Consider the following 16,850-nt stretch of genomic DNA (forward strand, 5'->3'; position numbering starts at 1 on the left):
AAGTCAGAAAGCCTGTTTTACTCTTTCTGAATAACGGGATTAAGCGTCATAAAACACTTCTGCCTGCTTCTCCGGAATTTTTAATGCTGCTAATGATTAGTCATTTTTCATGACTGAATCGAAAGCCTGGCCGCTGGGTGAGAAGTCAATCCGTTTACAAAATTCACATGATTCCATTGCTCCCATTTCGCGATCCATGCCGCTGTCTTCCCATTCTACCGAAAGCGGCCCGGTATAACCGATATCATTTAGCGCACGGATGATGCGTTCAAAATCGATACGGCCGCGGCCAACACTGCGGAAGTTCCAGAATCGCCGGTTATCGCCGAAAGGCAAATGTCCGCCAAATACACCGGAAGTTCCGGGGACGTCATTCCATGTTACATCTTTCATATGCACATGAAAAATACGATCACTGAATTCGTAAATGAATTTGACGTAGTCGACCCCTTGGTAGCCTAGATGACTGGGGTCGTAATTGAAACCAAATGCCGGATGATAATCAACTGCATCCAGGGCTCGTTTGGCGGTCTCGATGTCAAAAGCTATTTCCGTTGGGTGAACTTCCAACGCATATTTCACACCCAGTTTCTGATACTCATCCAGAATCGGTTTCCATCGTTTTCTGAAATCTTCGTATCCTTCTGCAATCATCTCCTCGGAAACGGCTGGAAAAGAGTAGAGCAAATGCCAGATAGAGCTTCCGGTAAATCCCACCACAGTATCGATACCCAGTCGTTTGGCTGCTCTCCCGGTTTGAATGATTTCTTCCGCAGCCCTCTGACGAACGCCTTCCGGATCCCCGTCACCCCAAATATAATCGGGTAAAATGGCTTTGTGGCGTTGGTCTGGACGGTCGCAAACAGCTTGCCCGACCAAGTGTGTGGAGATGGTGAATAATTTTAACTGATGTTTTTTTAATACCTTTCGTTTCGCGTCGCAATAGGCCTGATCTGCTTTGTCGATTTCCATATGGTCGCCCCAGCAGCCCAGTTCCACACCATCGTACCCAAATGCTCTGGCTTTTTTCAACATGGTTTCAAAAGGCAGGTCGGCCCACTGCCCGGTAAAAAGTGTGACAGGTCGTTTCATAAGAATGGTTTAGTTATTTGTTTGGTTCGTCTGGAAATTTCACCCATTTGGTTTCTTCATCATACCCGGCCTTTACGATTGTATCGATGAACTGCATGCCACGGATGCCATCGTTGACATCGGGAAAATCGAGCCATTCCGGCTGTGGTTCCTGATCTTCCAACCGTGCGCCGATGGTAAGTGCAACGTTGCGGTAGATGTTGGCAAAAGCCTCTAGATAACCTTCGGGATGTCCTCCGGGAGTGCGGGTGTTATGCGCGGCGATACCGCTCATATAACCCAGTCCGGTCCGGACGATTTCAGAGGGATAGTCGTTCCATTTTAAAATCAAGGTATTGGGTTCCTGTTGTGACCATTCCAGTCCACCTCTTTCACCATAAACCCGTATTTTGAGAGCGTTTTCTTCCCCTGCTGCAATTTGCGAAGCCATTAATACACCGCTGGCACCGTTATTAAAACGAAGCAAGGCTGCACCATCATCGTCAAGTTGCCGGCCATCTACAAACGTGTCGAGTTCAGCACATAATTGGGTTGTTTTCAGGCCGGAAATATACTCAGCTAATTGCAGGGCATGTGTCCCGATATCGCCCATACAACCTGCTTTCCCCGATCGTTTGGGGTCGACCCGCCACGACGCTTGACTATTTCCTGAGTTTTCAACTTTTTCGGAGAGCCATCCCTGCGGATATTCCACATAGATTTTCCGGATTTTCCCGAAATCGCCATCGGAAACTCTTTTCCTGGCTTCTTTTACGGCCGGGTATCCCGAATAGGTGTGGGTCAGTGCGAGAATCAATCCGGTTTTTTCCACTTTCTGCTTGAGCAAAAGCGCCTCTTTCAGGTTATAGGTAATTGGTTTGTCGAGTACCACGTGAAAGCCATGCTCAAGCGCCATCATGGCTGGTTCAAAATGGAGGTGATTGGGAGCTACGATGGATACGAGGTCCATTCTTTCGTTTTCCGGCAACCGTGATTCTGCCTCAAACATTTCCTTGTAGGAATCATAAATTCGGCTATCAGAAAGAAAAAGAGAACGTCCGGAGCGTAAAGAGACATTGGGATTGGAACTGAAGCAGCCGCAAACCAGTTCCATTTGTCCGTCCATTTGAGCTGCGATGCGGTGAATAGCCCCGATAAAAGCTCCTTCGCCTCCACCGACCATGCCCATGCGTAGTTTTCGTTTCATTCGTCAGGTTTAAATTGTTTGATAGTTAGGCTGGTTGGGTTTAAATATACGAAAACTAACGTGAAAGGAAGAGACGAAAACAGGATGCAAAAAAAGAAGAGCCAACTGCTTGACTCTTCTTCGACATATCTGATGATGTTCTTTTTCGTTATTTGGCTTCTGAATTATCCGTCGTTGCCTGCCCGCCAACTGGTTCGGCATCGCGTTTTTCGGCAGATAGCTTTTTCCGTTTGAAGAAATCCTGGTAAAATTTCCAGCCAATGGCTACCACTTTATTATTATCCAAAACGATGGGGGTCAGCTCGGCCTGATTGACGATTCCATCGGCGTATACCTGGTCGGTATAATACCACAGAACCTCTACCGTATCGTCAGAATTTGCCTTGAACATTTCGTAGTGGTACGGATTAACCTGTAGTTTACCAAACTCATCGGGCTTGGTTTCTACACCACCCATGATGCTGATAACGTCGGATTTTGACATCCCCGGTTCAATTTGCAACATGTTGTTTTTGTTGGTCGTACGGATTTTTCCCGGCGATACGCAGGAGGTTATAATGAACATAAATCCGGTCAGGCTAAATAGCAATAACTTTTTCATTGCAGTGGGTTCAGGTTGAATATCAATTATTATCGAAAATAACAAAAAAGGCTGTAATCATGGCTATCCAAAGGGAAAAATAATGTTATAGCCAGTGATATTATTTGATGTGATTTTGATAATTGGAGTAGAAAGCGATGGAAATGATTAACGTCCGAAACCGCTCTTCAATCCCATGATACATACCTGGGGAGGACGGATAAAACCGTGTGTGGAAATACTTTCTTTAACTGCTTCGGCCCTTTCTTCGAACTCTTTACCCCGGTCGTGACCGGTAAATTCACTTACCCGTTCGTCGAGCATCCGGAAAAAGCGCCACATCCGCTCGCTGGAGTTCAACATCGGTTTTTTGTCGAACGACAGAAAAACTTTGTCGACGACCATCGGGAGATCTTCCACCAGATTCACCACTTCATCCTGCGTAAAGGTATGGCGGTGGAAATGTCCGGCGGTCATATCCATGTCGGCTTTTAGGTGATGATAAGCGAGGTGTGCCTCTTGCGCAGGTGTTAAATCTTCGCATATCAACTCGCTAATCAGCAACAATCCTCCGGGAGCGAGTACCCGGGTCATCTCCTTTAGTGCCTTTCGGGGATTTGGGAAATGGTGCAGCGAGTTTGAAATGCTAACCGTGTCGAAATACTCATCTTCAAAGTCCAGTTGTTCGGCATTTCCTTCCACCAGTGTAATTGTGGCTTGCGAAAGCTTTTCTCCGGCCACTTTCAGATTGGCGGGATTCATATCCAATCCCGTACCCGATTCATACAAGGCAAATGCATCCAACAGGAAAGCCAGAAAGTCACCTTCACCTGTGGCGACGTCGAGCAGGTGCCCGGCGTTGCGGTTTTTTAGCTGTTTTTTCAGTTCGGGAAGATGATACATGGACTACTGCTCCGGCTTTCGGTATTTCAATTACGATTATTTCACTTCGAAGGTGGTGGTTCCGATATTGAAACCGTCAGCAAACACATCAACGGTGTAGGTACCGTCCATCAGCTGCGGTTCATCGGTATTGTCCCAGTAAATATTCACAGGAAGCTGGGCGCCCTCGTATTCCACGGTACGCATAGCAGAATAAGGAATTTTCAAGTCTTCGAATTTGAAAACATTGTCCTTCGATTTGACCAACAGTAGCTGATCGGGGCGCTGAATGCGGACGTAAATATTCTTGGAGCCACGCTTGGCGGTTACGTTTTTGCTGAGCGTGAAACTCACTTTTATTTTTTCGATTTTTCTCGACTTGGGTGTGTCATTTCCTTTCCGGTTGATGCCTGTCGCGGTGAGGTTCAATGCATCGAGCTGAGCTGCGAGGGAAACCTTTTGTTGCAGCTTTTTCTTTTGCTCTTCCAGCTGTTTGTTTTGGGTTTGCACCTCGGTATACTGTTGCTTCACCTGTTTGTTTTCGGCCATCAGGATTTTGTTCCGCGTGTTGAGCGAATCAATCTGAACGATGTAATTCCGCATAATCCCCCGCAATGTGTTTACCTCATCACGGTAGTTGGAAATCTGCGAATAACTGGCTTTTTTCAGTTGTTCTATTTCCGTTAGCAGATTCTGAACGCGTGTACGGGCCATATCGATGTGCGTGCTTAGTGTGTCATTTTCGGTATGCAGTGAGTCATAGGAGACTACCATCCTGGAAAGCTCAGCTTGAATTGAATCTTTCTCCACATTTAGTTGTTGCACCATCTGTTGGTTATTCCTCCGTTGAAAGAAGAAGAGGACTCCGACAACAACTAACAAAACAGCCAAAACGATAACAATAATGTTGTTCCGTTTGTCGGCTGATGATTTATTTTCCTGATTTGCCATGTTTTCCCTGTATTGCAAAGGTTTCAACCCAATTAGAGTACGTACAAAAGTAATATTATTTTAGTCCTGATCAAACGTCTTTGGTGGGGGGTAGAATCGCAAAAAATGTTCTGCTTTTTAGGGGATGATATTCCGATATTGGACAACAAAATATGTTGAAGCATTGTTTTAAGACTCACGATACCGTAGCCGGAAAACTTTTACAGAATTGTTTTTCCGGTTATTTTGACAAATGATGATAAACCGAAACAGTCGTAATGAATCTATCCGAGGTACGAAGAGAGTATCAGTTAAAACAGCTCGATCCTAAAGAAGTAAATAACGACCCGATCCGACAATTCGAGATATGGATGAATGAGGCGCTCGACGCCAAAACTTCCGACCCCACTGCTATGACATTGGCTACCGCTTCCGCAGAAGGAAAACCGTCGGCGCGGATTGTTCTGTTGAAATATTTCAGCCACGATGGTTTCTTCTTTTTCACAAATTACGAAAGCAGAAAAGGAACAGAACTGGAAGCGAACGACCAGGCAGCACTTCTCTTCTTCTGGCCCGAACTGGAACGCCAGGTCCGGGTAGAAGGGCATGTGGTAAAAGCCAGTCCGGAGTTATCGGATTCCTATTTTGCGTCGCGTCCTGCCGAAAGCCAATTGAGTGCGGCCATTTCTCCCCAGAGTAAAGAAGTGAAGGACCGCTCTTCACTTGAAGAACTGTGGAAAAAGAAGCAGGAAGAGCTTGGCGATGAAGCTATCCAACGGCCCGATTTCTGGGGTGGTTACCGGTTGCTTCCCGACAAAATTGAGTTCTGGCAGGGAAGGGCCAACCGTCTTCACGATCGTGTTTTATACAGCCGTGACGGAGAGAGCTGGAAATTGGTTCGCCTGGCTCCCTGATTTATTCCTTCCGGTACACCACTTCTCCGTTGGAAACGGTCATCAGCACTTTCGAATCGACAAGTTGATCTTCTTTGGCTTCCATCAGGTCGGTGTCGAGCATCACGAAATCGGCCAGTTTTCCCGGCTCGATAGAACCTTTTTCTTTTTCTTCGAAAGCCGCTTTGGCCGCCCAAATGGTCATGGCTCGTAACGCTTCTTTTCTACTGATCGCATTCTCGGGCTGGAAACGTTCCGGAGGCCAACCAGCGGGATCTTTTCGGACCACTCCGGCATAGAAACCCAGAATCGGATTGATCTCTTCAATCGGAAAATCACTACCGTTGGGCAGCCAGCCATTCTCATCCAGCAATTGTTTATAAGCATAAGCATACTTGATTCGTTCCCCTATTCTGTCACCGGCCCAGTACATATCGCTGGTGCAATGTGTGGTTTGCACGGATGGGATTACACTGTATTCGCGAAAGCGGGCGAAATCTTCCGGTGCCACAATTTGGGCGTGTTCGATCCGCCAGCGACGGTCGTTCGGTCCGCCGAGAATTTCCTGGTAAATATCGAGCATGCGTTTCACAGCAGCATCGCCGATGCAGTGGGTGTTGATTTGGAATCCGGCCTCGTAAGCCTTCCGGCAGATGCTTGTCAGATAATCTTTTTCATTCACAAAAATCCCTGACGTTTCTGGAGCATCGGAATAAGGCGCTAACAGTTTCGCTCCTCTCGAGCCAAGAGCGCCGTCGGCATAAAGCTTGATGGATGCCACATGCAACCGGGGCTTGACGATAGGTCCTTTGGCCAGTTGTGCCATGTTTTTCTCGTCAGGAGACATCATGCTGTAAATGCGCATTTTCAAATCGCCTTTCTCCTGGAGTGAATCGATTAAGGCAATATCATCATGCGGGAGGCCCGCATCGTGTACCGAGGTGAGGCCAACAGCGAAGCAATTGCGTTGAGCCTTCATCAGCGCTGTTTCTTTTCCTTTCCGGGAAACCGGAGGAATCGCTTTCTTAAGTGCATCGGCGGCATTTTCCAAAAAAATGCCGGTCATCTTTCCGTTTTCACGGATAATTTCACTTTCCTCAAAATCATTTGCCCGAATGCCTGAAGCTTGAATCGCCGCTTTGTTGGCCAGCACGGCGTGTCCGTCGATACGTGTGAGAACAACCGGTACATCGGGAAAAAGCTCATTCAGTTTTCGGTTATCCGGAAATTCTTTCACCGGCCAGTCGTTGTGATCCCAGCCTGTTCCTTCCAGCCAGCCTTCCGGATTTTCCCGGTGGTGTCTCTTTAGAATTTCGAGTATTTCTTCGAATGATTTCGTGTCCCGCAAATTGGCTTTCTGCAACGTTTGACCGTACATCAAAAAGTGGCAGTGTGCATCGATGAAACCGGGATAGATGGTTTTTCCGCCAGCATCGATGATTTGGTCACTGGTAAATTTTTTTAATATCTCTTCGTCGGAACCAACGCCGATAAATAGACCGTCTTTTACCGCCAATGCTTCGGCCGCTGAAAATTCCGGATCGACGGTATATATTTTGGCGTTTTTAATGATGAGGTCGGCCTTCTGTCCCTGAGCCGGCATGGTGAACAAAATGGTGGAAGCTATCATAACGAGTGCATATTTAATCATGTCAGGAAAGTGTTTGGTTCTCGCTAAGATAACGAATTTCATCCGGCTCCTGATTTTCGAAAAAGTGGATGGTTGTTTATTTTTGCAGAAAACAGACCGGATGGCGAAACGCAAAGTAGAAATCGAACTTTACAGTTACGGTGAATATGCCGAATGGGACAGGCAAAGCAAATCGATTCCGAGGTTGGTGGCGATTACGGAAACGGTTGGCGCGGAAATCGGAACCGAGTTTGGCTATGTGTTGAAAATACGGCATGGAAAAGGTAAGAAACTGGATTTCCGTATCGACCATCCTTCGTTTCCCGATAAGGAAGGGGAAGTAGCGCCGCCATTTACCGGGGAACAATACATTCGAAGCAACGATTACGAATTTTTCCTGGGCGACTGCATCTGGGAACCTCTCGAAGATAAGTTGGGCAACTGGACCATGACCACCTGGCTGGATGGAAAAATTGTTGCCCAAAAAACATTGCGCCTGGTTGCCAAATAAAAAAGGAACCAGCCTCTTGGTGATTCCTTTCCTGTTTTTCCGCCGAAGCGGTTTATTCTTTTACGAGTTTTTCGAGTTCGGCGTAAGCATCATCAATGCCCTTCACAAAATCTTCCTGAAGTTTGTTGTAATGGGCTTTCACCAGTTTGGGATTGTCTTTCCCATCGGGGTGATTGGCTCTGTCTATGGCTTCGTTGTGCATTTTTACCGCGTCGCTGATGATGGCGACGGCTTTTTCTTCGTCTGCATTATCGAAGTATTCAACGTAGTCGATGCAATCGCCGATAAGTTGTGCTGTCAGCTCAACGATGTCTTTTTTCAATCTTCTGACACTTGCCATAATGGTCGGTTTTCTGTAGTCAACGGCATCAATTTCTTCAGGCGAACTGCTGACGCCGCATAAGCAGTTCGGTGTTTGTAAAACAGGAGCGGCTGGTTGTTTTCAGCCCAAAGCAAGATACAAATCGGTTTGCTTTTTACCAAGATTAAAAAGCTTTGCTGTTGCGCTCCTTTTTCTTCCGTTTTGCTTCCTCTTCCTGTTTTTCTTTATCGACAATATCTTTTTTGAAAATTTCCTGGGTCGACAGTTGCCAGGTTGGATTCATTGTCCAGTTGGAACGTAACTTCAGCACCTCGGGATAATAGAATACCTCCTCGGGCTGGGTGTGCGCTTCCAGATTCCCGGTGTCCCATTTTCCATTGTCGTTTCGGTCGAATATCGCCTTGACCTTGTACTTCTGCGGCTCGAGGTACGGAAATTCAATCGTGCCATCTTTGTAGATGGTTTTAGACCGGACAACTTCTTCTTTGTCGTCATTCTTCAGTAACTGAATAATGGTCGGCCCGGTTACATTCTGAATGGCAAAATTAATTGTGCCGTAGTGCTCTTCATCCTGTGTGGTAAAGTTATTTTCCACACTGTCTGATACCGCTCCATAAATAGTCGTCACTGCTGCTGAGTCAATTTTCAATCGGTAGGCGGTTTTGTAATCCCAAGGATAGTGGATAAAGAACCTTCGTTTATTAATGGAATCCGGTAGTATTTTAAAATCGATAGGATTAAACACCGTATCCTGCTTCACAAACAGATGAATCATGGTGGTGTCCATACTTTTTACAGGCTCCGGCGATTCCACCGAAACGTTCTTGTACACATCAAAGCCGTTGGAGCGAGTGTTCAAACTGAGCGATACGTTGACATCTTTCTTTTCAATCTTCCTGCGGTCTCTCCTTCCTCGTTTTTTGTCGGTAGGAGCATCGCTGAAATACAAATTGATGGTGTCGTTGTAAGCGTATTTCACTCCGGTCGAATCTTGCTGTTCATAGGTAATCCGAAACTTGAGTGTGTCTTTTTTATACACCATCGAATCGGTCAACCAAACGCGAAGTGAGTCGTCATTGGCCGAATGTTCAATATATTTCCAATTACCTTTGGGTTCGTAGTTTAATAGTTGAATATCGAAGGTGTCTTTTACGGATTGCGTAAACGTTAAATCAACATACTTCCGGGTAGGCCTTGTTTCGTTGTCCAGTCGCAGGTCGAAAAAGGGTTGTTCGAATTGCAGCAGGTACAGCGGATTTGGATAAAAACGGGTTTTTCCGAAAACCAGCAAAGTGTCCATTCCAACGACTGCTGTGTCCTGCTTCGGGAAATATTTCGCTGAAGGCGTCACCGTCGAGTCGAGAAATGCCACCGGTTCGGCCGTCGATGTCAACATCATGTTGTTGTCGTTGTCGGTGACTGCATAGACATTGTAGGTTGCTTTCGGCAGATTGGTCACGGCAAAGAAGCCGTTATCATCTGTCTTGGCAACGTAATCGGGTTTGGTCGTCAGAACAGCGGTATCCGACAAATTATTGTACAGCATGACATACGTGCCCGCCGACGGCTCCAGGTTGAACGAATTCAATACAAAGCCAACAACGCGAAGCGTATCAAGATCGGGGCCTGTTGAAAATGCCAACCGGTAATTCTTTAAGGGATTCTTCTCATTGTTGTCGACAATAGCGTCTTTGAAGTCGAGCGAATACGTGGTACTGTCTTTCAGCTTTGCTCCATTTAAATCGACGATCAGCGATTTTCCTTTGGTCCGGAAAATGGGACGTTTGTCGATGGGAGGAGAAATGACAAATTTCTCGCTCAATTTCTCAGGCGCCACAAATTCGTCGAAGTATAATCTGACTTCATCACCTTTGTAGTTGGTTTGATTGGCCTGCGGAATGCTCCGTATAACCACCGGCGGAATGGTATCCTTGGCGCCTCCTGACGGCATACCCATGTTGGCGCACGAGGTATACAATGCTAATGAGCCAAATACAAGGATGATTAGATAAGGAATTTTTTTGTCCAAACTGTTGATATTATGGATTTACAAACGCTACAAACTTACGAAAACTGGCCTAAAGAGGTTTTGCCCGCCATTCTTTTTTTCGGTAAAACCGGTAACTTGGTCCGATATTCTCAGAAAGGAAGGAGAAATAGATGAAGAAAGCCCCGTCTGCAAGGATTTTTCACGATTTAAGTGAAACGGATTTTGATGTTGTTTTCCTGGGAATAAACCTACCCGGAGTGTTACTGGCATACCAGTTGGCTTCCGCCGGAAAGAAAGTGGCATTGTTTTATAAGGATGATTTTAGAAGGCAGGATGATTTCCGTTTTACGCGAATTTTTCCTGAAATCATGAAACAACTTTCCGGTGTTGGAGCACGACTGGATTATGCAGCACAATTGCAGCAATCTGCTCCGCACCTTTTTCTGCAGCAGCGAATGGTTTGGCTGCGGGGAAATACACTCAACAATCAATTAATTACGCGGTCATACAACCAACTGGCTGTAAGGAATCATTCAGAGAAGGCGGGGGCGTTAAAGGTAGGCGACTACCCTGAGTTCTCTTTCTTCAGTCAAAGTGGGTATCCGCATGGAATTCTTTGCCGTGAATACCGGTACAACCATTCCCGTTTGGTGATGGAGTGGCTGAAAGCAGCTTCAGGCGAAGGTGCACTGGTTGGAAACTTTGTTAAAACGACCGACCGGGATGGACGAGTTTTACAGCTGGAAGACGTGATTTCGAAGGAGAGGAAGAAGATTAAGGCAGAACGTGTCATTCATCTGTCCACGGTTTCCCGGCTTTTTCAGTTCCAAGTTCGTTTACCTGACACCAAGTGGAACAATCCGGTTCGCATTTCCGGCGACCTCGCAGACTATATTCTTTCACCGGGAAAAGAAGGTGTTCAGGTTACTGCTTTCGGAGAAGATGAAATAAACGACGAAAAGCTGATGATAGATGAGTTGAAACAGCTTTTTTCGCTCAGTTACGAAGATATTCTACCTGGCGAAAACCGGAAACAAACTTCTGCCATTCCAGTAAAGCCGGATTTGACCATCCCTGATTTTCCCGCTGAGGAAATGAGTGAGAAATTGGCGAACCTTTTTCCTGGAATTACCGAATGGAAGATTCCGGACAGCTGGTTCTCTGGGGAAGATGACCGTCACATCAGCCAGGTGTTTGAGCTCGCACAGCGGAAGTTTTATGAGGCGAAGCAAACCGGTATCGACGAGGCCTGGTTCATGGAGCTTTTTTATCGTTTCGGCCCCGCCATCGACGAGCTGACCGAACGGGCATACGAGTTGATGCAAATAGCCCGTGACCCGCACGAGTTGTGGCAGCAAAGTATTCGTATGTATACCTCCGGGAATGAGTGGGCTGGTAACTGATGGCTGTATTTGGTTTACCTGCCCGGATTGTTTACCGGTTCCGTTGTTCTGTATGGGAGTTGGCGCTTTTTTGATGGCAGTTGTCCTCTTTTTGATGGGACTTGTCCTCTTTTGACGGGGTCATGTACCCTTCTCACCGGCAATTTCCCTCGGGGACAATCGTTCGTGAGACGAGGACAAAGGCTGGTCAAATGCGGACACTTGTCTGCGAGACGCGGGCAATCCCCACCGAGATGAGGACAGATGTTGGTGAAATGAGTACGCCGGCCCGTCAAATAAATTTTTCCCTGTAGGGAAAGAGCAAACGGGGACGTGAGAAAAGCAAACGCGGGTAAAACCTGACAGCTTACCCGCGTTTGATGCGTTTATTTGTTATTCTACTGTTACCGATTTGGCCAGGTTCCGCGGTTGGTCCACATCTGTTCCACGCAGTATGGCAACATAATAGGCAAACAACTGCAACGGGATGATAGTCAGCAGTGGCGCCACGGCCGGGTGCGAACGAGGAATCTCGAAAACGTCGTCGCACATCTTATCGAGCTGCGTATCACCTTCCGACACCACCGCGATGATGTTTCCTTTTCGTGCCTTTACTTCCTGAATATTGGAAACCACCTTTTCGTAGTAGCGGTCTTTGGCGGCAACCACCACAACGGGAAGGTTGTCATCGACCAGTGCAATCGGACCGTGTTTCATTTCCGCGGCAGCGTAACCTTCGGCATGCAGGTACGAAACTTCTTTCAGCTTCAGAGCGCCTTCGAGGGCAACAGGAAACAAGGCACCGCGACCCAGGTATAAGGCGTTAACCGCGTCTTTGTATTTATCTGCAACTTTCCGGATGTGGTCGGTACTTTGCAAGATGGTTTTGATCTTCTCAGGTACTTCTGAAAGTTCCTGGATAATGACGCGGTAATCTTCCATGCTCAGCCTGCCTTTTTCTTTACCAAGAAGAGCAGCCATCATGGTTAGAATGGTTACCTGCGCTGTAAAGGCTTTGGTCGAAGCCACACCGATTTCGACACCAGCATGGATGTATACTCCACCATCGGTTTCGCGTGGGATGGATGAACCTACCACGTTGCAAATACCCAAAACGGTGGCGCCGCGCTCTCTGGCCAGCTTAACCGCAGCCAGGGTATCGGCTGTTTCGCCGCTCTGGCTGATGGCAATCACCACATCATCTTCGTCGATGATGGGATTGCGGTAGCGGAATTCAGAAGCGTATTCCACTTCTACCGGAATGCGGCAATACTCCTCGAACAGGTATTCGCCCACCAGACCGGCATGCCACGAAGTACCGCAACCAATGATGATGAGGCGACGGGCTTCTTTCAGTTTTGGCATCACATTATGAAGGCCACCTAAAACAATGTCGCTGTTGTCGGTTTTAATACGGCCTTTAAATGATTGTTCAATGGTATTGGGCTGTTCGAAAATTTCTTTCAGCATGAAATGGTCGTAACCGTTTTTCTGCAGTTCGCCTATGCTCAAATCAACCTGCTTGATTTTGGCTACCAGTGGGTCGTTGTTGATATTTTTCAACGTGAGACTTCCACGTTCGATGATAGCAACATCGTGGTCGTTGAGGTAGAGAACCTGGTTGGTGTGGCCAACAATCGGCGTCGCATCAGATGCCAGGAAATATTCGTCGTTGCCAATACCAATAACCAGCGGGCTTCCTTTGCGGGCAGCGATGAGTTTGTTCGGTTCTTCCTTACAAACAACAACAATTCCGTAAGCACCGACCACTTTTTTCAGTGCAGCACGAACGGCAATCTCTGCCGATTTTTCTTCGCTATTCAGGTAAACGTACTCAATCAAATTCACCAATACTTCGGTATCGGTTTCCGATTGAAATTGGTAACCAAGTTCGGTTAAATCGTCGCGTAAGCGAGAGTAATTTTCAATGATACCATTATGAACAAGGGTAAAATGTCCGTTCATAGAGGTGTGAGGGTGCGCATTCTGGTCGGTTGGCTCACCGTGGGTCGCCCAACGGGTGTGACCGATGCCGATTTTTCCACCGGTATCTTTGTCTGAGACCAACTCTTCCAGATTGGCAATTTTGCCCTGGCATTTGTACACACGTTGCTCGTCTCCTAAAAGAGCAATACCGGAAGAATCATATCCCCGGTATTCAAGCATTTTCAATCCATTAATTAAAATGGGGTAAGCATTCTTGTCGCCAATGTAGCCTACGATTCCACACATAGATTTCTTCTTTTGAGGTTAAAAGTATTATCTGTCAATCGAGGAAACAACGGACAACTGTAGCGGTATATTATTTATACCGTGTATAGTTTATTTCCAATTGTATCGGTTGCGAACTATTACTTCCCTTTAATACAACCCTGTCAGCTGAATTTTTTCTGGTAGCAGATACCAGGTAAAAGCCTAAGTTCTGAACGGTTCCGTCAAGAATTTGCTGCAAGTGCTGAGTAATATTGAAGGTATACGTAGCATCTGTTGCGTTGTACACGCCGCCATAGTAGGCTAGTGACAGTTGACTGTCAATCGGAAATGCTTCGCTTCCGTCTTCCTGAATGGTTTTTAGAAACAGCTGACCGGGCATGGGATATTGGTGGAAATCCGACATCGTTGTATCAGCGTGAAAGGTCAGCGTTGCCTTGTTAATCATACAATTAGTCGAGTCGGTCCAGTTGTCGAGCGAGGGAACGTCAATCTTCACCTTTGTTCCGCCTGTTGGCTGAACAAAAACCAGTGAGTCCTCCACATTTTCCTGATTCAGATGGTCTGCGAACCATGCGTTTGAGTAATCGTGTTCGAAATACGGAACATCAGCCGAGTTGGTCGTCAGTTGGTAAGAGAAAGCCAAACTGTCTTTATCAGTTGTATGATAATATAGATTGAGCAACGACGCGTGTGATCTCAGGTAAACGAGTCCCCCGCCAGCTTGCAACGGCTGCGATTCGATATATAAACCTTTGAAAAAGTTAAGAAAGACATCGTTGTTTATCATGTCGAGTGAATCGGCTTTTAACAGCATATTGCCGATATTATCGTTCAGCCGAACTGAGATCTGCTGTACCAGGGTATCCTGCCCGGTCGAATCGGTTCTGAATTTTGGCGTGAAGTCTGCCATCCCGATAACCGTATCATTCGTCAATGTTTTTGGATCGAATGAGGAGAGGTACTGGGCATCGAAATTGAGTGGCTGAACCAATTTGTACACTTTCACCTCCTGTGGTGTAATGGTGTCGCCGTAAACCTTCCGGTAAACGAGACTCACAACAGCGGAGTCGAGAACCGCGTCCTGTGCGTATGACGGGTAATAAGGCAAGCGGAATTGTGCTGCAAACGACGCGGTAGTCCGTCCAAACAGCGGGTCATTAAAACTTCCGAAAACGTTATAATCGGGTTTGTCTACCCTTATTTTAGTGTCGGTAAAAGTGTAAGACGAAATACTTCCGGTTTCGTTACTATAACGTGAATCAAGTATGTTGCTACCGGGTAGTAAATCAAGACCCAGCGTTTCATCGTTCTTTTTACATCCTCCTAACATCAGCAGGGTGAGGGCCAAAGCTATCACCACGCCCCCGGGCTTGAAAAAACATTTGTGTGTCAAAGTATTTCCGTTTTTAGTAGTTTTTGAAAGAGACGCGGAAATTATAAAATTTTATCGTAAAACTCTGAATAGGCATCAATATATGTATCAGCCGGTTGGTAATCAAGGAAGAGCTTTCCTGACTGCTTCATGTAATTCTCAACCTCTTCATTGATGCTTTCACTCCCTTTTATGGTTGCGTCAGAATAATCCACCGCAAGTTTACTCAAATTTACGAAGGTAGGATCGGACAAAACAGAAATATCTTCTTTCGGAATGCCATCTTCTGCAATCTTGGAGACGATTTGACTGTTTAGCGGAGTTTTAAATGCATCGTTATAAGCAGAGTAGACTACCTTTGAGTCGGCAAAAAGCGGATTGTCTTTATAGATTTTTTTGATGAATAACGGAACTAATCCGGTGAACCATCCATGGCAGTGAATTAAATCGGGAGCCCAGCGTAATTTGATTACAGTTTCCAAAACTCCCCGTGCAAAAAAGATGGCCCGTTCATCGTTGTCTTCAAGTTCTTTTCCTTTGGAATCGGCAAATTTGGCTTTCCTGTGAAAGTAATCTTCGTTGTCGATGAAATAAACCTGCATACGCGCTGCCTGGATGGAGGCAACTTTAATAATCAACGGGTGATCAGTATCGTTAATTACCAGGTTCATTCCGGAAAGCCGGATAACTTCATGAAGTTGATTTCTTCGTTCATTCACGCTGCCGTATCGTGGCATAAAGGTCCGTATCTCTCTCCCTCTCTCTTGTATACCCTGAGGTAAGTGACGACTGATTTGCGAAATTTCTGTTTCAGGTAGGTAGGGGGTAATTTCCTGAGAGATGAATAAAACCTTCTTCTTTTCCATGATCTTTTGAGAATTTATCCTGCAAAAATAGAAAAAATACCTCAGATATTCAACGTCGAAAGGGGTATGGGCCTGTCAGCAAGGAGCGAAAGAGTGTTTTATCGTGTTTATATATTTCGTTACTTTGCACGCTGTAACCAAATGAAAAGATGAAACTTTTTACTACCCGGAATGAACTGAATGAAGCTTTGGATGCGTATCGGAATCAGGGGAAAAGCATCGGGTTTGTGCCTACGATGGGAGCACTTCACGAGGGACATCTCTCGCTTGTCAGCCAGGCCGGAAAAGAGAATGATGTGGTGGTGGTTTCGATTTTTGTTAATCCCACACAGTTTAACGACCCTGCTGACCTGGAACGGTATCCAAGGACATTGGAAGAAGACATGAAAAAACTGGCAACGGTTGGAGATCCATTGGTTTTTGCCCCGTCGGTAGAAGTGATGTATCCCGAGCCTGATAACCGCCAATTCGATTTCGGAAACCTGGAAACGGTGATGGAAGGTCAGTTCCGCCCGGGGCATTTTAATGGCGTCGGTCAAATTGTCAGCAAGCTTTTTGATGTGGTAAAGCCGCATCGGGCCTACTTTGGACTGAAAGATTTCCAGCAACTGGCTATCATCAAGGAAATGGTACGCCAATTGCAATACAGTATTGAGATTGTTCCCTGCGAAATTGTTCGCGAAAGCGATGGTTTGGCGATGAGTTCGCGAAACCAACTGTTGACGCCGGAACATCGGGCTGCCGCACCGCTGATTTCACAAACCCTTTCAGAGGCAAAGAAACTGGTCGGCGAAAAAAGCGTAGAAGAACTTAAAGCATGGGTGCAGGAAAAAATAAGCAATAGTCCTTTGTTGGAGGTAGAATATTTTGAGATAGTTGATGATAACTACCTTCGGCCTGTGAAAAACTGGGACGAACCTACCGTGAAAGTAGGTTGCATTGCGGTACATGCCGGTAAAGTCCGGTTAATTGATAATGTAACTCTTGAAAAACAATAAAT

General features: G+C 46.2%; 15 protein-coding genes. 4 read left to right on the plus strand and 11 right to left on the minus strand.

Annotated features, from left to right (window positions below):
* Positions 1–96: 96 nt before the first annotated feature.
* The 5 genes from GJU87_RS18945 to GJU87_RS18965 form a co-directional block, all read right to left on the minus strand.
* Entirely contained in the window at positions 97–1,092 is a 996-nt protein-coding gene (locus GJU87_RS18945; RefSeq protein WP_153640908.1) for a sugar phosphate isomerase/epimerase, read from the minus strand.
* 13 nt (positions 1,093–1,105) lie between these two features.
* A complete protein-coding gene (locus tag GJU87_RS18950) occupies positions 1,106–2,278 on the minus strand; it encodes a Gfo/Idh/MocA family protein (RefSeq protein WP_153640909.1) in 1,173 nt (390 codons plus the stop codon).
* A 148-nt stretch (positions 2,279–2,426) separates the two neighbouring features.
* Complete coding sequence (locus GJU87_RS18955; protein WP_153640910.1) at positions 2,427–2,879, minus strand: DUF3192 domain-containing protein; 453 nt, start codon at positions 2,877–2,879, stop codon at positions 2,427–2,429.
* Positions 2,880–3,026: 147 nt separating this feature from the next.
* Positions 3,027–3,761, minus strand: a complete 735-nt coding sequence (locus tag GJU87_RS18960) for a methyltransferase domain-containing protein (protein ID WP_153640911.1) — start codon at positions 3,759–3,761, stop codon at positions 3,027–3,029.
* 36 nt (positions 3,762–3,797) lie between these two features.
* Entirely contained in the window at positions 3,798–4,691 is an 894-nt protein-coding gene (locus GJU87_RS18965; protein ID WP_106541123.1) for a hypothetical protein, read from the minus strand.
* 257 nt (positions 4,692–4,948) lie between these two features.
* Between GJU87_RS18965 and pdxH the strand changes: the two genes are divergently transcribed.
* The gene (pdxH, locus tag GJU87_RS18970; protein WP_153640912.1) at positions 4,949–5,584 is read left to right on the plus strand and encodes a pyridoxamine 5'-phosphate oxidase; all 636 of its coding nucleotides are present in this window, start codon (positions 4,949–4,951) and stop codon (positions 5,582–5,584) included.
* 1 nt (position 5,585) lies between these two features.
* Here pdxH and GJU87_RS18975 read toward each other — a convergent pair whose 3' ends face one another.
* Positions 5,586–7,214 carry an amidohydrolase gene (locus GJU87_RS18975; protein WP_153640913.1) on the minus strand — a complete coding sequence of 543 codons (1,629 nt, stop codon included), beginning with the start codon at positions 7,212–7,214 and terminating at the stop codon, positions 5,586–5,588.
* On the opposite strand from GJU87_RS18975, the gene GJU87_RS18980 reads away from it, so the two are divergent.
* Positions 7,213–7,704: a DUF3859 domain-containing protein gene (locus GJU87_RS18980; RefSeq protein WP_228492055.1), complete on the plus strand. Its 492-nt coding sequence runs from the start codon at positions 7,213–7,215 to the stop codon at positions 7,702–7,704. The genes GJU87_RS18975 and GJU87_RS18980 overlap by 2 nt on opposite strands.
* Before the next feature lie 52 nt (positions 7,705–7,756).
* On the opposite strand, the gene GJU87_RS18985 is transcribed toward GJU87_RS18980, so the two are convergent.
* Together GJU87_RS18985 and GJU87_RS18990 are read right to left on the minus strand one after the other, a co-directional pair.
* Complete coding sequence (locus tag GJU87_RS18985) at positions 7,757–8,044, minus strand: hypothetical protein (RefSeq protein ID WP_153640915.1); 288 nt, start codon at positions 8,042–8,044, stop codon at positions 7,757–7,759.
* Positions 8,045–8,189: 145 nt separating this feature from the next.
* On the minus strand, positions 8,190–10,055 hold the full coding sequence (locus GJU87_RS18990) for an Ig-like domain-containing protein (RefSeq protein WP_153640916.1): 1,866 nt from the start codon (positions 10,053–10,055) through the stop codon (positions 8,190–8,192).
* A gap of 131 nt (positions 10,056–10,186) precedes the next feature.
* Between GJU87_RS18990 and GJU87_RS18995 the strand changes: the two genes are divergently transcribed.
* Positions 10,187–11,419 carry a hypothetical protein gene (locus GJU87_RS18995; protein ID WP_153640917.1) on the plus strand — a complete coding sequence of 411 codons (1,233 nt, stop codon included), beginning with the start codon at positions 10,187–10,189 and terminating at the stop codon, positions 11,417–11,419.
* Positions 11,420–11,791: 372 nt separating this feature from the next.
* Here the strand turns inward: GJU87_RS18995 and glmS are convergent, their stop codons facing one another.
* From glmS to GJU87_RS19010, 3 genes are all read right to left on the minus strand, one after another.
* Positions 11,792–13,630 (minus strand): glutamine--fructose-6-phosphate transaminase (isomerizing), encoded by a 1,839-nt coding sequence (gene glmS / locus GJU87_RS19000; RefSeq protein ID WP_153640918.1) that lies wholly within the window; start codon positions 13,628–13,630, stop codon positions 11,792–11,794.
* A gap of 70 nt (positions 13,631–13,700) precedes the next feature.
* Positions 13,701–15,005 carry a DUF4270 domain-containing protein gene (locus GJU87_RS19005; protein ID WP_153640919.1) on the minus strand — a complete coding sequence of 435 codons (1,305 nt, stop codon included), beginning with the start codon at positions 15,003–15,005 and terminating at the stop codon, positions 13,701–13,703.
* A gap of 41 nt (positions 15,006–15,046) precedes the next feature.
* Positions 15,047–15,850: a glycogen/starch synthase gene (locus tag GJU87_RS19010; protein WP_153640920.1), complete on the minus strand. Its 804-nt coding sequence runs from the start codon at positions 15,848–15,850 to the stop codon at positions 15,047–15,049.
* 149 nt (positions 15,851–15,999) lie between these two features.
* Here GJU87_RS19010 and panC point away from each other — a divergent pair, with 149 nt between their 5' ends.
* Positions 16,000–16,848: a pantoate--beta-alanine ligase gene (gene panC, locus GJU87_RS19015; RefSeq protein WP_153640921.1), complete on the plus strand. Its 849-nt coding sequence runs from the start codon at positions 16,000–16,002 to the stop codon at positions 16,846–16,848.
* Positions 16,849–16,850 lie beyond the last annotated feature (2 nt).

Origin of the sequence: Prolixibacter sp. NT017 (assembly GCF_009617875.1) — a bacterium.
Classification (GTDB): domain Bacteria; phylum Bacteroidota; class Bacteroidia; order Bacteroidales; family Prolixibacteraceae; genus Prolixibacter.

Bases quoted from the DNA above. Each gene is read 5' to 3' on its own strand.
- panC (WP_153640921.1), top strand. From the start codon at position 16,000: ATGAAACTTTTTACTACCCGGAATGAACTGAATGAAGCTTTGGATGCG.
- GJU87_RS18985 (WP_153640915.1), bottom strand. From the start codon at position 8,044: ATGGCAAGTGTCAGAAGATTGAAAAAAGACATCGTTGAGCTGACAGCA.
- GJU87_RS18965 (WP_106541123.1), bottom strand. From the start codon at position 4,691: ATGGCAAATCAGGAAAATAAATCATCAGCCGACAAACGGAACAACATT.
- GJU87_RS18995 (WP_153640917.1), top strand. From the start codon at position 10,187: ATGAAGAAAGCCCCGTCTGCAAGGATTTTTCACGATTTAAGTGAAACG.
- GJU87_RS19010 (WP_153640920.1), bottom strand. From the start codon at position 15,850: ATGGAAAAGAAGAAGGTTTTATTCATCTCTCAGGAAATTACCCCCTAC.
- GJU87_RS18950 (WP_153640909.1), bottom strand. From the start codon at position 2,278: ATGAAACGAAAACTACGCATGGGCATGGTCGGTGGAGGCGAAGGAGCT.
- GJU87_RS18980 (WP_228492055.1), top strand. From the start codon at position 7,213: ATGTCAGGAAAGTGTTTGGTTCTCGCTAAGATAACGAATTTCATCCGG.
- GJU87_RS18945 (WP_153640908.1), bottom strand. From the start codon at position 1,092: ATGAAACGACCTGTCACACTTTTTACCGGGCAGTGGGCCGACCTGCCT.
- glmS (WP_153640918.1), bottom strand. From the start codon at position 13,630: ATGTGTGGAATCGTAGGCTACATTGGCGACAAGAATGCTTACCCCATT.
- GJU87_RS18975 (WP_153640913.1), bottom strand. From the start codon at position 7,214: ATGATTAAATATGCACTCGTTATGATAGCTTCCACCATTTTGTTCACC.
- GJU87_RS18960 (WP_153640911.1), bottom strand. From the start codon at position 3,761: ATGTATCATCTTCCCGAACTGAAAAAACAGCTAAAAAACCGCAACGCC.
- GJU87_RS18955 (WP_153640910.1), bottom strand. From the start codon at position 2,879: ATGAAAAAGTTATTGCTATTTAGCCTGACCGGATTTATGTTCATTATA.
- pdxH (WP_153640912.1), top strand. From the start codon at position 4,949: ATGAATCTATCCGAGGTACGAAGAGAGTATCAGTTAAAACAGCTCGAT.